At 72.3% G+C, this 14,114-nt stretch carries 8 protein-coding genes; 5 read left to right on the top strand and 3 right to left on the bottom strand.

Annotated features, from left to right (window positions below):
- The first annotated feature begins 10 nt into the window (after positions 1–10).
- A complete protein-coding gene (locus P1V51_19395) occupies positions 11–1,594 on the top strand; it encodes a sigma 54-interacting transcriptional regulator (protein ID MDF1565211.1) in 1,584 nt (527 codons plus the stop codon).
- A 9-nt stretch (positions 1,595–1,603) separates the two neighbouring features.
- The gene (locus P1V51_19390; protein ID MDF1565210.1) at positions 1,604–2,365 is read left to right on the top strand and encodes a molybdopterin-binding protein; all 762 of its coding nucleotides are present in this window, start codon (positions 1,604–1,606) and stop codon (positions 2,363–2,365) included.
- Here P1V51_19390 and P1V51_19385 read toward each other — a convergent pair.
- The 3 genes from P1V51_19385 to hutH are packed head-to-tail and all read right to left on the bottom strand — an operon-like array spanning position 2,349 to position 11,403.
- Complete coding sequence (locus tag P1V51_19385) at positions 2,349–4,598, bottom strand: protein kinase (protein MDF1565209.1); 2,250 nt, start codon at positions 4,596–4,598, stop codon at positions 2,349–2,351. The two genes, P1V51_19390 and P1V51_19385, sit on opposite strands and share 17 nt — an antisense overlap.
- Before the next feature lie 49 nt (positions 4,599–4,647).
- Positions 4,648–9,843 carry a tetratricopeptide repeat protein gene (locus P1V51_19380; protein ID MDF1565208.1) on the bottom strand — a complete coding sequence of 1,732 codons (5,196 nt, stop codon included), beginning with the start codon at positions 9,841–9,843 and terminating at the stop codon, positions 4,648–4,650.
- 51 nt (positions 9,844–9,894) lie between these two features.
- The gene (gene hutH / locus P1V51_19375) at positions 9,895–11,403 is read right to left on the bottom strand and encodes a histidine ammonia-lyase (GenBank protein MDF1565207.1); all 1,509 of its coding nucleotides are present in this window, start codon (positions 11,401–11,403) and stop codon (positions 9,895–9,897) included.
- 136 nt (positions 11,404–11,539) lie between these two features.
- Between hutH and P1V51_19370 the strand changes: the two genes are divergently transcribed.
- The 3 genes from P1V51_19370 to P1V51_19360 form a co-directional block, all read left to right on the top strand.
- The gene (locus P1V51_19370; GenBank protein MDF1565206.1) at positions 11,540–12,772 is read left to right on the top strand and encodes an aspartate kinase; all 1,233 of its coding nucleotides are present in this window, start codon (positions 11,540–11,542) and stop codon (positions 12,770–12,772) included.
- A complete protein-coding gene (locus tag P1V51_19365) occupies positions 12,769–13,347 on the top strand; it encodes a helix-hairpin-helix domain-containing protein (protein ID MDF1565205.1) in 579 nt (192 codons plus the stop codon). Before P1V51_19370 ends, P1V51_19365 begins: the two co-directional genes overlap by 4 nt.
- Before the next feature lie 46 nt (positions 13,348–13,393).
- Positions 13,394–14,114 (top strand): zinc-ribbon domain-containing protein (locus P1V51_19360; GenBank protein MDF1565204.1); only part of this gene is annotated, 721 nt, incomplete at its 3' end.

Genomic DNA, 14,114 nt, shown 5'->3' with positions numbered 1-14,114 from the left:
CCCCGAGCCCATGATCGACTTCTCCCGATTCGAAGATCTCCACATCGTCCGGAAGATCCGGGAGAAGATCCGCAAGTGGTGGAACATCGAGCTCTCCTACGCGGACGAGTCGGGCTACGTCCTCGACCACGCCAAGGGCAAGATCGTCCCGCCCCACAACCGCATCTGCCAGTCCTCCCTGGGGCACAAGGAGGGCTTCGGGCTGTGCAACCACTCGGTGGAGAAGGCCATCGACGAGGTGCGGGGCGCCGGTGAGATCCGCGCCCGCCTGGTGGAGACCTGCCACCTGGGCTTCCCGATCGTGCTGGTGCCGGTGGTGGACGATCTCGGCAAGTTCCACGGTGCGATCTTCGCCGGCGGCTTCCTGATCGAGGACGAGGACGAGCGCGCCGACCGGGTCTACGACGCGGTGAAGGCCTCGGGCGTGGCCGGCACCGACGTGCAGCGCGACTTCCCGAGCGTGCCGCGGATCAGCCGCCGGGACCTCGCCTACTTCACCGACCTCCTCGAGACCACGGTGGAGGAGATCGTCGAGGTCGGGCGCACGGTGCGTGAGCAGGAGAGCCGCATCTCCGAGCTCGAGGGGCGGCTCACCGGCCGCTACAGCTTCGGCAGCATCGTGGGCAAGAGCTCCGCGATGAAGCGGATGTTCCACCTCCTGGAGAAGGTCTCCCAGACCGACTCGACCTGCCTGATCACCGGGGAGAACGGCACCGGCAAGGAGCTCATCGCCCGGGCCCTCCACTACGGCGGCCCCCGCAAGGACGGTCCCTTCGTCATCCAGAACTGCTCGGCCCTCAACGACAACCTCCTCGAGTCCGAGCTCTTCGGGCACGTGAAGGGGGCCTTCACCGGCGCCAGCCGGGACAAGCAGGGGCTCTTCAAGGTCGCCGACGGGGGCAGCTTCTTCCTCGACGAGGTCGGGGACATGAGCATGGCCATGCAGGTGAAGCTCCTGCGCGTGCTGCAGGAGGGCACCTTCCTGCCGGTGGGTGGCACCCGGCCCGAGAAGGTCGACGTGCGGATCATGGCGGCGACGAACCGCAAGCTCAAGGAGATGGTCGATCGGCGCGAGTTCCGTGAGGACCTCTACTACCGCCTCAACGTGATCAACGTGGAGGTGCCGCCCCTGCGCGACCGCAAGGAGGACCTGCCCCTCCTGGTCGATCACTTCCTGGAGCAGCAGGCCCAGAAGCGGGGCTTCGCCCTGAAGAAGGTCTCCCCCGAGGTGATGGCGCACTTCTACGCCCACGAGTGGCCGGGCAACATCCGCGAGCTCGAGAACGAGATCGAGCGCCTGGTCGTGCTCTCGGGAGACGAGACGATGCTCTCCGCCGACCTCCTCGACACCGGCGCGCGGCCGGGGATGGGCTCCCCCGCGGCGCGGAACCTGGAGCGCTTCCGGATGAAGGGCGATCTCGCCTCGGCGGTGGCGGCGCTGGAGCGGGAGATGATCCAGGAGGGCCTGGTGGCCACCCACTGGAACAAGACCAAGCTGGCGGCCCGCCTGGGGGTCTCCCGCACGACCCTGATCAAGAAGATCAAGGAGTTCGGCCTCGAGGAGCGGGGCAACCCCCTCGAGCCGACCTCCTGAAGGGCGCGCATGGCTGGCTCCTCCCGGCCCACCGTCGCGGCGGTCATCGTCGGCTCCGAGCTCCTCTCCGGGAAGATCGAGGACTGCAACACCCCCTACCTGGCCCGGAAGCTGCGGGCGGCGGGGCTGGCCCTGCGCAAGGTGACGGTGGTCCCCGACGAGGCGCCCCTCCTGGAGGCGGCGCTGCGGGAGGGCCTGGCGCTGGCGGACCACGTCTTCTCCTCGGGGGGCATCGGGCCGACCCACGACGACATCACCGCCGCCTGCGTGGCCCGCGTGCTCGAGGTGCCCCTGGAGCGCCACCCCGAGATGGAGGCCCTCCTGCGGGAGCTGATCGGCGCGCGGATCAACGAGGTCCACCTGCGCATGGCCAACCTGCCCCGGGGGACCGAGCTGATCGTGCGGGAGGGGATGATCTTCCCGGCCCTGCGCTGCGGGCGCATCTACATCCTGCCGGGCATCCCCGAGATCTTCCGGGAGAAGGTCGATCAGATCCTCCCCGCGCTCGGGGGCCGCCCCTACCACCTGGCCGAGCTGCGCCTGCGGACGGGCGAGAGCAGCCTGGCGCCGCACCTCGAGGCGGTGCTGGCCGCCCACCCCGGGATCGAGATCGGCAGCTACCCCAGCCTCGACACCGGGGAGGGCTTCCAGGTGCGGGTCACCCTGGAGGGGGCCGAGCGCGATCGGGTGCAGGCGGCGCTCGAGGCGCTGCTCGCCCGCCTGCCGGCCGAGCGGGTGCTCGAGCGGCGGGACGCTAGCGCGAGCGCTTGAGGCTGCGGAAGCCGGCGTTGAGCAGCTGGTTGGCGTGCTCGTACTTCCCGGCCCGGATCGCCTCCCGGGCGCGCATCAGGTACTCGCTCTGGCGGCTTCCGACGGTGAGCAGCCCCCGCGACTTCACCTTCACCTCGAGGCGCAGCAGCTTCGCCCGCACGAAGGTCTCGTCGATCACCAGCTTGTCGGCGCGGGCGAAGGCCTGCCGCCCGAGGCGGGCCCGCTTGCGCCCCGTCGCGTCGTTCATCTTGATGAGGATCTGCTCGAGGGTCGGATCGTCGTCCGGCAGGATCCCCCGGGCGTTCAGCAGGGTCGCCAGGGTGTCGTCCACGGTGAGGGTCGGGCCCTCGTCCTCCGGCTGGAGGTCGCCCGGGGGCGGATCGACCGGATCCGGCGTCGGCGTCGGGGTGGGCGTCGGGGTCGGGACGACCGGATCCGGCGTTGGCGTCGGGGTCGGAGGGACGGGATCCGGCGTGGGCGTCGGCGCCGGGACGGCCGGGTCCGGGGCCGGCTGCGCCGGGTCGGGGGTCGGCAGGCGGGTGACCGTGGGCTGGCCGCCGCCGACCAGCCGGGAGCCGAGCCAGCCCAGGCCGACCGCGAGCACGAGGAGGCCGACGAAGGCGCCGATGAGGTGGGGCAGCCGCAAGGAGCCGATCAGGCCCGGCTGCTCTTCCGTGGGGGCCGGTGTCGGGGCCGGGGCCGGGGCCGCCACCGGTGCCGGCCGGTCGGCCCGGGGCGCCGGCGGGGGGGCCGGGGAGGGGGGCGCGGCCCGCTGCGGCACCTCCAGGCCCGCCTTCCAGCGCAGGAAGTAGATCCGCACGGGCTCGGCCTTCCCCTTGAGCTGGAAGGTGCCCATCGGCACGAGCTCGTCCCACTCCATCTCCAGGCAGTCGACCGTCGCCTGGCTGACGAGGATCTGGCTGCCGGCCGCCCGGGAGGAGACCCGCGAGGCCACGTTCACGGCGTCCCCGTAGACGTCGTCCGCCTCCACGATGGCCTCGCCGGAGTTCACGCCGATCCGGATCTCGATCCGGAAGTCGGGCTCGGCGACGGTCGCGTTGTGGCGCTCCAGGGCCTCCTGCATCTCGATCGCCGCCTCGAGGCCCTCATCGGGCAGCTCGAAGAAGGCCATGATCGCGTCCCCGATGGTCTTCACGACCCGGCCCTGGTGGGCCTCGATGATCGGGAAGAGCAGGCGGTTGTGCTTCTCGATCTTCTTGCGCCCCTCGATGTCTCCGTAGCGCTCGAAGAAGGGGGTGATCTCGACGATGTCCGAGAAGAGGAGGGTGGTCTGCCGCTGCTGGGCCCGCAACACGGCCGAGTAGCCCACCACCGCCTCCATCTCCGCGGCCGAGGCGTCTTGCTGCTGGGGCTGGGAGTGGACCTGCACCTCGGTGCCCGGGACGCTCAGGGTCGCGGACTCGAGGGCGACCTGGATGTCCCGGACGTTGGCGTAACGCTTCGCCGGATCCTTCTCCATGGCCTTGAGGATCACCCGCTCGAGATCGGGCTCGAGCTCGGGGTTCAGCGCCGAGGGCGGCAGGCAGTCGTCCTGGATGACCGCCCGGCAGATCTCCATGATGTTGGCGCCGTCGAAGGGCACGTCGCCGGTGACCATCCGGTAGAGGAGGGCGCCCACGGCGTAGAGGTCGCTCTGCTCGGTGGCCTGCTGGCCGCGGGCGACCTCGGGGGCGACGTAGTGGGCGGTGCCCACGAAGGTGCCGACCCGGGTGACCCGCTGGTTGTCCTGGCCGATGGCGAGGCCGAAGTCGAGGATCGAGAGCTCGCGGCCGGGCCGCAGCATGATGTTGGCCGGCTTCAGATCGCGGTGGACCACCCCCGCCTCGTGGGCGGCGGCCAGCCCATCGCAGAGCTGGAGGGTGATCCGGACGGCCTCGCCGATCGGCAGGCTCTCCTCCCGGGCCATGACGGCCTCGAGGGTCTCACCCTCGACGTACTCCATGGAGAGGAACCACAGCTCGTCCTCCTGGTGCAGGTCGAAGACCTTGCAGACCCGGGGGTGGGCGATCTTCCGGGAGAGGAGCACCTCCCGCTTGAAGCGGGTGAAGGCGGCCGAGTCGCCCTGGACCTTCTTGGAGAGGACCTTGAGGACGACGGGGACGTCGATGACCTCGTCGATCGCGAGATAGGCCTCGCCCATGCCGCCCGTTCCGAGCAGGCGTTCAGTTCTGTAGCGACCCAGGCGGGTCCCGGGCTCCAGGCGATCAGCCATCGTGGTGTGGGTATAGGGGGGAAGGGAGCGGCTGACCACTCCGTCGAATTCAGGCGATGACGAGCCCCAGGAGCTCCCGGAGGCGGAAGTGCTCGTCCGAGGTCAGGAAACGCAGGGCCTCGAGGGTGTCCTGGGCGTCGTGGAGGCTCTCGGCGATGTTCTCCCTCCGGGGCTTGCCCTCCGCCGCGCAGATCAGCTCCAGGCAGCTCTCGGGATCGCCCGAGAGGGCGATGCCGGCGCGCTGGTTGGTCAGCCGCACCCCGCGGACGAAGACCTCGATGTCCGGAGGGTTGCTCGGCGAGAGCCGGCTGGCGATCTCCTCGAGGGACTTCCTGGCCTTGCGGCTCATGGACTTCGCGCAGCGCTTGGCGAGCGCGGGATCGTCCGCCGCCAGGGCCTGGAAGTCCGGGCGCACCACCTGGATGGCGGCCTGGAGGGTCGCGGCGAAGGAGGGCCCGTCGAGGATCTCGGTGAGGCTGGTGGCGCCGCGCACCTGCTCCATGAGGGTGCCCAGCAGGAAGCGCTGGCCCCGCACGGGGTACTTCTGCACCAGCTGCTTGCTCACGAGCACCGCCGGGGGATCGTTGGGCAGCACCGCCCGGACGGTCGAGACGCGATCGGCCCGGTAGAGCTCGAAGTCGCCGCCCCCGAGGCCGGCCAGGAGCTGCTCGCAGAGCCGGCGCAGCGGGCTGTTGTCCTTGGGCGCGATCTTGTCGCCCTTCTGCACCTGATAGGCGGCCAGGTCCGGGGGGTGCACCTTCCCGAGCTGGTGCCCGACGATCTTGAGCACGTCGTGGAGGGGGTGCCGGGCCAGCGGGTGGCGCAGGATGCGGTCGTGCGCCTCCTCGGGGAGCTCGCCCCGGTGCTCGGTCGGCAGCCGGCTGCGGTTCTCGGTGTAGAAGAAGGACTCGTCGTTGTCGCAGGCCCCCAGGAAGTGCAGCACGCCGGCGACCACGAAGGCCTTGTCGAAGGCCTTCTGCGCCTCGTAGAGCGTGAAGAGGGAGTGGTAGCTGTCGATCCGGAGGGGGTCCCGCTGGAGGATCTGCCGGTGCTCGTCGACGGCCTGGCGCACCAGGGCCGGATCCCGGCCGTAGAGGTCGGCCAGGGCGATGCGCGGGGCGACGGCCTCGGGATCGAGATCGACCGCCTGGCGGTAGTGCTTCATCGCGGTCTGCGGCTCGCCCAGGGGGCCGCCGTAGAGCTCGCCGAGGCGCGCGTGGATCGGCGCCGCCCGGCCGGCCTCGCTCTCGGGCAGGCCCGCCACGAAGGACTCGTAGACCTTCGCCACCTGGGCGTGCTCCCCCCGGCCCTCGTAGTAGCTGCCGAGGGTCTCGACCGCCTTCACGTTGTAGGGGTCGAGCTGGCGCACCTGCTCCAGGACCTGCGCCGCGGCGGCGGCGTCCTGGTGGCGGTTGGCGTGGACGTCGGCGAGGTCCAGGAGGATCTCGACCCGGCGGGCCGGATCCTTCACCTCGTCGGCGAGGAGCGAGAGGCCCGAGGCCACCGCCGGCCAGTTGCCGGAGGTCTTCTGGAGCCCGATCAGGCGGCCGAGGGCGTCGACGTTTCCGGGCTGGGCGGCCAGCACGTCCTGGTAGTAGGCCGTGGCCCGCTGGAAGTCGCCGAGGCGCTCCTGGTAGAGCTGCCCCAGGCGCAGGCGGGCGTGGACCAGGGAGCGCGGGTCGCCGCCGGCGTCCACCCGGCGGGTGTAGAGGGAGGCGGCCGTCTCCCAGGCCTCGTTGGCGAAGGCGAGGTTCGCGGCCCGCTCCAGCGCCGCGCCGTCGTTGGGCGAGACCTGCAGGGCCTGCTGCACGACCTCGAGGGCGTTCTGCCGGTCCAGGAGCTGGTTCTCGTAGAGGTCGGCGGCCGCCGTGAGCGCCGCTGCCTTGGCGGTGGGATCGTCGATCCGCGAGGCGCGCTCGACGTGGAGCTCGGCCAGGTCCCGCCAGCGCTGACCCTTCGAGAGGATCGTGAAGAGGCGATCCGCCGCGCGCACCTCCGCCGGGTTGCGCTCGATCACCTTGCGGTAGCTCGCCTCGGCGCCGGCCTCGTCGCCGAGGTGCTCCTGGCGGAGGATGCCCGCCTCGAGGAGCAGCTCGACCGCCCGGGCGGCGTCCCGGCTGGCCTCGCCCTCCCGCTCGAGGAGCTGCTGGACCTCTTCCCACTTGCCCTGCTGGTGGACGGCCTGCTTCAGGCCGGCGATGGCCGGCAGGTGGGTGGCGTCGAGGGCGAGCGCCTCCCGGAAGGCCGCCTCGGCCCCCGCGACGTTCCCCAGCTCCAGGTGGGCCTCGCCCAGGCGCATGGAGAGGTCCAGGCGCAGGTCGTCGCCGTCGGCGCCGGCCAGCTGGGCCTCGAGGACCTTCACCAGCGGCTGTAGCTGTCCTGCGGCGGCCAGGGAGCGCCCGATCCGCCGCTGGGCCACGTCGCTGCCCGGCGTGAGCTCGAGCATCTTCGCGTAGCGCGGCGTCGCGTCGGGGGCGGGCTCGGCCAGGTGCTCCTCGACCAGGGCGGCGCCGAGGAGCAGGTCCGCCGCGGTCTCGCCGGTGGTGGCGAGCCCCGAGAGGCGACCGCGCAGATCGGCCACGCGGGTGAACGCCCCCTGCTTGAGGGAGAGGCGCTCCAGCGAGAGCAGCGCGGTGGGATCGTCCGGATCGGCCTCCAGGACCGCCTCGAGGCACTGGCTGGCCTTTGCCGGCTGATCCAGGCGGTCGAGGTAGAGGCCGGCCAGCTGGCGGTAGACGCCCACCCGCTCACCGGGGGCCGCGGCCGCGAGCAGGCGCTCGTAGACCGCCGCCAGCTCCCGCCAGGCGCCGGCGCGGGCGAAGAGGCGCTCGAGCGCCCGCAGGGAGGGGAGGTGGCCGGGGTGGTAGCTCAGGGCCTCCTGGTAGAGCTCGGCGGCCAGATCGGAGGCGGCGGAGCGCAGCTCGCGGATCTCGGCGGCCCGGAAGAGGAGGATGGCCTTCTCCCGCGGATCGACCATGACCTCGGTCTCGCGGCGCAGCACGTCCACCACCCGGTCCCACTCACCGCGGCGCTCGTAGAGCTCGCGCAGGGCGCGCAGGGCGGGCAGGCTGTCCGGCCGCTCCTCGAGCACCTGCCGGTAGGTCTCGATCGAGGCCTCTTCGTCGAGGAGCTGGCTGCGCTGGATGTCGGCGATGCGCAGCAGGATGGAGACCACGTGGTCCACCGCGACGGTGACCTCGATCTCCATCCGGAACATCTCGACCAGCTCCGCCCACTTGCCCTTCTGGTAGTAGAGCTTGCCCAGGCTCTTGAGCGCCGGGAGGTAGTTGGGGGAGAGGGCCAGCACCTTGCGGTAGGCCTCGATGGCCGCGTCCTTGTCGCCGACCTTCTCCTCGAGGATCTCGCAGGAGCGGTGGAGCAGGGCGATGACCTGGCGCTGGTCGGTGACCAGCTCGGCCTCGCGCTCCAGGATGGTGATCAGATCGCCCCAGCGCTCGTTCCGGGCGTGGAGATCGCGCAGGCGCCGCACCGTCGCCAGGTGATCGGGCATGATCTGCAGGATGCGATCGTAGGCCTGGGCGGCGGCGTCGTCGTCGGAGAGGCGCTCCTCGCGGATCCGGGCGATGAGCTCGAGGAGCTGCACCTTCTGCTCGGGGGCATCGGTGGCCTCGATCTCCGACTCGTGGAGGGCGATCAGGTCCTCCCAGCGGCCGGCGCTCGTGTAGAGGCGGGTGAGGCTCTGGAGGGCAGGCAGGTAGCCGGGCAGCACCTCGAGGACCCGCCGGAGGGTGGCGGTGGCCTCCTCGGGCTTCTGCAGCCGCTCCTCCTGGATCTCGGCGATCTTGTAGAGCCGCATCCCCCGCTGCTTGGGGTCGGTGGTCGAGTCGAGCTCCTGCTCGAAGGACCAGATCAGGTCGTCCCAGCGCTGGGCGCGGAAGTAGAGCTTGCCCAGCGCCGCGAGGGCGTCGGGGTTGCCGGGGCTGGCCTCGGCCATCCGGCGGAAGACCTTCGCGGCCTCGGCCTCGTCGCCCAGCTCCTCCTCGAGGAGCCGGCCCCAGGTCCGCAGGACCTCGGCGAGGGCGCGGCGGTCCTCGGTGATCTCGGCCAGCTGGGAGAGCACCTCGGTGGCCGGCCCCGCGCGGTGGGCGAGGATGTAGGCCTTCGCCAGCTCCTGGAGCACCATCGGGCTCTGGGGGGCCTTGGCGCGGGCCTGCTCGAGGAGGGAGAGGGCCTCCTCGGAGCGCCCGAGGCGGTCGGCCGCCCAGCGGGCCGCGTCGAGGAGGGCGGAGGCCGCCACGCTCGGGTCGCTGGTGGCCTCGGCCTCGGCCCGCAGGACGCCGAGGAGCGCCTCGGAGCCGCTGGCCGAGTGCAGGCGGGAGAGGGCCTCGATGGGCACCGGATGCCGCGGATCGAGGTCGTGGGCCTGCTGGAAGAGGCGGGTGGCCCGCTCGGCCGCGTCGAGGCGGTCGGCGCAGAGGCCGGCGGCCGCGCAGAGGAGGCCGAGCTTCAGGGCCTGCCCGGTGACCCGGGCCGCCTCGCGCTCGTAGATCTCGGCCAGGCGGGCGAAGTCACCGGAGCGGGCCGCCAGATCCTCGAGGTAGCGCAGGATGGAGAACTCGTCCGGGGAGAAGGACTGGGCCGCCTCGAGAACGCTGCGGGCCTCGTCGTGCTTGGAGAGGCGGTCGTGCAGGATCACGGCCCGCTCGAAGAGCAGCGGCGCCTTGCGCTCGGGCTCGGCCGTGCAGTCCGCCTCGGCCTGGAGCAGGTGCGCCAACATCGTCCAGTTGCCGACCGAGGCGAAAAGCTTCCTCGCGCTGCGGATGTTCGGCCTGAACCTCGGGTCGAGCTTGAAGGCGGTCTGGAAGCAGACCGCGGCCTGCCGCGGGTTCTTCAGGCGGCCCTCGTGGATCAGGCCGGCCTCGTACCAGAGCCTCGCCGCGTCCGCCTCGGGCTGCCGGGCGGTGGCCTCTCGCTCGAGCCCGGCGACCTCCCGCTCCCAGTGGGCGGCGAGCTCGGGATCGATCTGGGGAGGGGCGTCCTCCGCCGGGGTCACGGCGACGGGGGCTCCCACCCCCGGGGTGGGAGCCTCGGACGCCGGCACGATCTCCTCGCCGGGATCCGGCTCGAGCTCGTCGGTGTGCTCGGCGCCGACGATCTCCTCGGCCGGCTCGGGGCCCGGGGAGGACGCCTCCTGACCGGTGGGAGCCACGGCTCCGCTCTCCTGCGCGGGGTTCTCGGTCGCGTTCTCGATGCCGGTTCCGGCAGCCTCGCCGTCGTTTGCCATGGGGCCTCCCGAAGCCCCCAACCTAGCATCCGGCCGGATCTGGGGGACAGCCTAGATGAGGCGCTCCCGCAGCAGGGCGTCGATCTTGGCGATGTCCTTCCCGAGCGCCCGGTCCTCGGTGAGGGTGGGCACCTCGGCGCGGATCAGGGCGTGGACCCGGGCCACGCCGCCGCCCGGCTTCAGGGGGCTGCGAAGGTCGAGGGCCTGGGCGGCGCAGAGGAGCTCGATGGCCAGCACCCCCCGGGTGTTCTCGACGATCTCCCGGGCCTTCAGGGCCGCGGTCATCCCCATCGAGACGTGGTCCTCCCGGCCGGCGCTCGAGGGGATCGAGTCGACCGAGGCGGGGTGAGCCAGCACCTTGTTCTCGGCCACCAGGGCGGCGGCGGTGACCTGGGCCATCATCATCCCGGAGTCGAGGCCGGGGTTCGGGGCCAGGAAGGCCGGCAGGTGGGAGAGGGAGGGGTTCACGATCTGCTCGATGCGCCGCTCGCTGATGGCGCCGATCTCCGAGACCGCGATGGCCAGCAGATCGAGGGCCTGAGCCAGGTACTGTCCGTGGAAGTTGCCGCCGCTGACGATGGGATCGTCGCTGCCGACGAAGACCAGCGGATTGTCGGTGCCCGAGTTGACCTCGATCTCCAGGGTGCGGCGGACGAAGGCCAGGGCATCCCGGGCGGCGCCGTGGACCTGCGGCATGCAGCGCAGGGAGTAGGCGTCCTGGACGCGGTCGCAGTCGTGGTGGCTCTCGACGATCTGCGAGCCGGCCAGCAGCTCCCGCAGGTGCGCGGCGACCGCCGCCTGCCCGGGGTGGGGGCGGATCGCCTGGACCTCCTCCCGGAAGGGCTTGTGGCTGCCCAGGAGGGCCTCGACCGTCATCGCGCCGGACTCGTCGGCGGCCTCGGCCAGACCCTCCGCGCGCAGGAGGGTGAGGGTGCCCACCGCGGCCATGGCCTGGGTGCCGTTCACCAGGCAGAGGCCCTCCTTGGCCGCCAGGGTGACCGGCTCGAGGCCGGCCCGGGCCAGGGCCTCGTCGCCGGGGAGGCGCTCGCCCTCGAAGTGGGCCTCGCCCTCGCCGACGAGGACCAGGGCCAGGTGAGCCAGGGGGGCGAGATCGCCGGAGGCGCCGACCGAGCCCTTCGAGGGGACCACGGGGATCACGTCCGCCTCCAGCAAGGCCAGGAGGGCCTCGACGGTGCTGCGGCGGATGCCGGAGACCCCCTTGGCGAGCACGTTCGCCCGCAGGAGCAGGAGCGCGCGGCTCTCCTCGATCGAGAGAGGGGCGCCGACGCCCACCGCGTGGGAGCGCAGGAGGTTGAGCTGGAGGCGCTCGAGGGCGTCGTCGTCGATGCGGACCTCGGCCAGGTTGCCGAAGCCGGTGTTGACGCCGTAGGCGACCTGGCCCGTGCGCAGGATCTCCTCGACCACCTCCCGGGCGGCGTCGATGCGGGTCACGGCCTCCTCGGAGAGGGACACCCGGCGCTGGCGCAGGGCCACCTCGCGGATGGCCTCGAGGGTGAGGGAGTTGCCGTCGATCTCGAGGGGGGTGCGGGGGGTGGTCATGGGCGCGACCTACCACCCCTCGGTCAACGGGAGAACCCGTGAACGTGTACGTGCACGTCCACGTGCACGGCTTTTCCCGAGGCGGTTCCGTTCTCGACTTCAGCCTGCGGGGAGACTGATCTAGTCTCCGCTCGAAATGGGTCTCCACGTCCAGAAATACGGCGGCACCTCCGTCGGCAGCATCGAGCGGATCTTCGCGGTCGCCGACCGCGTCCTGGCCACCCAGCGGGCGGGCCACGACGTGGTCGTGGTGGTCTCGGCGATGGCCGGCGAGACCGACCGCCTCCTCGGCCTGGTGAAGCAGGTCACCGACACCCCGCCGGCCCGGGAGCAGGACGTCATCGTCTCCACCGGCGAGCAGGTCTCGGTCGGCCTCCTCTCCATGGCCATCCAGGCCCGCGGCGGCAAGGCCGTCTCGCTCCTCGGGCACCAGGTGAAGCTCTACACCGACGACGCCCACTCCCGGGCCCGGATCAAGCACATCCGCCCGGAGCGGGTGGACGAGGTGTTGAAGAAGGGTGCGGTGGCGGTCATCGCCGGCTTCCAGGGCATCGACGAGGAGGGGAACATCACCACCCTCGGCCGGGGCGGCTCGGACACCAGCGCGGTGGCCATGGCCGCGGCCCTCGGCGCGGACGCCTGCGAGATCTACACCGACGTGGACGGGGTCTACACCACCGACCCCAACGTCTACGCCGCCGCCCGCAAGCTCGATCGCATCGCCTACGACGAGATGCTGGAGCTCGCCTCCCTCGGCGCGAAGGTGCTGCAGATCCGCAGCGTGGCCTTCGCCAAGCGGCACAAGGTGCCGCTCTGGGTGAAGAGCTCCTTCAACGACGATCCCGGCACCCTGGTGACCGGGGAGGATCCCAGCATGGAAGACCAGGTCGTCTCCGGAGTCGCCTACGATCGCAAGCAGGCCAAGATCGCCCTGCGCCACGTGCCCGACCAGCCCGGGATCGCCACCAAGATCTTCGAGCCCCTCTCGAGGGAGGGGATCGTGGTGGACATGATCGTGCAGAACGTCTCGCTGCAGGATCACACCGACGTGACCTTCACGGTCGGGCGGGACGATCTGCGCCGCGCCACCGAGCTGGTGAAGGAGGTCGCGGCCGGGATGGGCGCCGGCGCGGTCGACACCGACGAGAACATGGCCAAGGTCTCGATCGTGGGGCTGGGCATGCGCACCCACGCCGGCGTGGCGGCGACGATGTTCGGCGCCCTCGCCAGCGAGGGCATCAACATCCAGATGATCAGCACCTCGGAGATCAAGATCTCCGCGGTCATCGACGAGAAGTACATCGAGCTGGCCGTCCGCACCCTGCACGACGCCTTCCAGCTCCACCTGCCGCCCACGGAGCGCGCATGACGTCCTCCCGGCTCCGGGCCGGGGCGCTCCTCTCCGCGCTGCTGGCGCTCGGCCTCGGGGCCCTCGGGCTCTACCGCGTCACCCGCCCCGCGCCGGAGGCCGCCGGACCGGCGCTGCCCGCCTGCGAGGATCCCGTCGCCGTGGCCTGGCCCGGAGACGGGGAGCGCCTCGGCTGCCTCTCCGAGCTCGCCGCCCTCTACGCCCTGGCCGCGCACGAGGCGGGCTGCGAGCCGGGCGAGACCCTCGCCCGGATCCGGCTGGGGGTGGGCGAGCGGCTGCGGGTGAGCTCCGGGGAGGGGGGCGCCTGCGCCGCGGAGGTGGAGATGCTCCCGGGCTCCTCCCTGCTGACCCTCGGGCTGCCGATCGATCTGAACCGCGCGACGGTGAGCGACCTCGAGGCCCTCGCGGCGATCGGTCCCACCCGCGCCCGCGCCATCGTCGCCCACCGGGAGGCGCACGGCCCCTTCGCCACGGTGGAGGCCCTCGAGGAGGTCTCCGGGATCGGCGAGGCGACCCTCGCGGCCGTGGCGGGGCAGCTGGTGGTGGCGCCGCAGCCCGGACCCGGGGGAAGATGAGGGCCCCCCGGGCTCTCGCCGGGGCGCTCTCGTTGGAAGGCTCACGATGAAGGTCGCCTGCATCGCCTGCGGCAAGAAGTTCCTCTTGCCGGACGCGGCACTGAGGCCGGGAGGGATCCCGGTGCAGTGCGGCGCCTGCGGGAGGATCTTCACCGCCTTCCGGCCCGACGATCCCGCGGCCCCGGTCGCGCCGGCCGCCGCGGCGACCGACCCGAACGCGACGACCCAGCCGGGCGCGGGAGGCCCGCCGCTGCCGGCCCCCCCGCCCGGGAGCGACCCCGCCTACGATCGCAACGCCGCCACCATGGCCGGCCCGACGGTGCCCGAGCTGAGCCTGGCGGAGCGGGCCCGGATGGAGGAGGGCGAGTACGATCGCAACGCCGCCACCATGGCCGGCCCGCCGGTGCCCGAGCTCAGCGAGGTCGAGCGAGCGCGGCTGGAGGCGGGGGAGTTCGATCGCAGCGCCGAGACCCAGATCGGCGCCCCGGTCCCCGAGCTCAGCGAGGCCGAGAAGGTGAAGGCGGCCGAGCGTCGGCCGGGGCACGCCGACCCCCGGCTGGAGCTGGTCGCGACCTCGCCCGCGCTGGAGGTCGGCCCCCGCTTCCCGACCCCGCCACCGGTGGAGCCGCCGGTCGCCCGCTCCGGCGCCCCGGATCCGGGGGAGCCGCCGACCGATCCGGCGCGGCCCGCGGCCGCGACCCCGGCGCCGGCCCCCGGCCCGGCCACCATCGGCAAGGCGCCCCCTCCGCCCTCCGCGCCGGCCCGCG

This window comes from Deltaproteobacteria bacterium, from assembly GCA_029210625.1.
GTDB lineage: Bacteria > Myxococcota > Myxococcia > SLRQ01 > SLRQ01 > JARGFU01.
Note: the sequence above shows the minus strand (reverse complement) of the source record. Positions and strands in the feature narration are given on the sequence as shown.

What these genes read in the sequence shown, in the direction of transcription:
- P1V51_19395 (MDF1565211.1), top strand. Translation starts at nt 11, where the DNA reads ATGATCGACTTCTCCCGATTCGAAGATCTCCACATCGTCCGGAAGATC.
- P1V51_19390 (MDF1565210.1), top strand. Translation starts at nt 1,604, where the DNA reads ATGGCTGGCTCCTCCCGGCCCACCGTCGCGGCGGTCATCGTCGGCTCC.
- P1V51_19385 (MDF1565209.1), bottom strand. Translation starts at nt 4,598, where the DNA reads ATGGCTGATCGCCTGGAGCCCGGGACCCGCCTGGGTCGCTACAGAACT.
- P1V51_19380 (MDF1565208.1), bottom strand. Translation starts at nt 9,843, where the DNA reads ATGGCAAACGACGGCGAGGCTGCCGGAACCGGCATCGAGAACGCGACC.
- hutH (MDF1565207.1), bottom strand. Translation starts at nt 11,403, where the DNA reads ATGACCACCCCCCGCACCCCCCTCGAGATCGACGGCAACTCCCTCACC.
- P1V51_19370 (MDF1565206.1), top strand. Translation starts at nt 11,540, where the DNA reads ATGGGTCTCCACGTCCAGAAATACGGCGGCACCTCCGTCGGCAGCATC.
- P1V51_19365 (MDF1565205.1), top strand. Translation starts at nt 12,769, where the DNA reads ATGACGTCCTCCCGGCTCCGGGCCGGGGCGCTCCTCTCCGCGCTGCTG.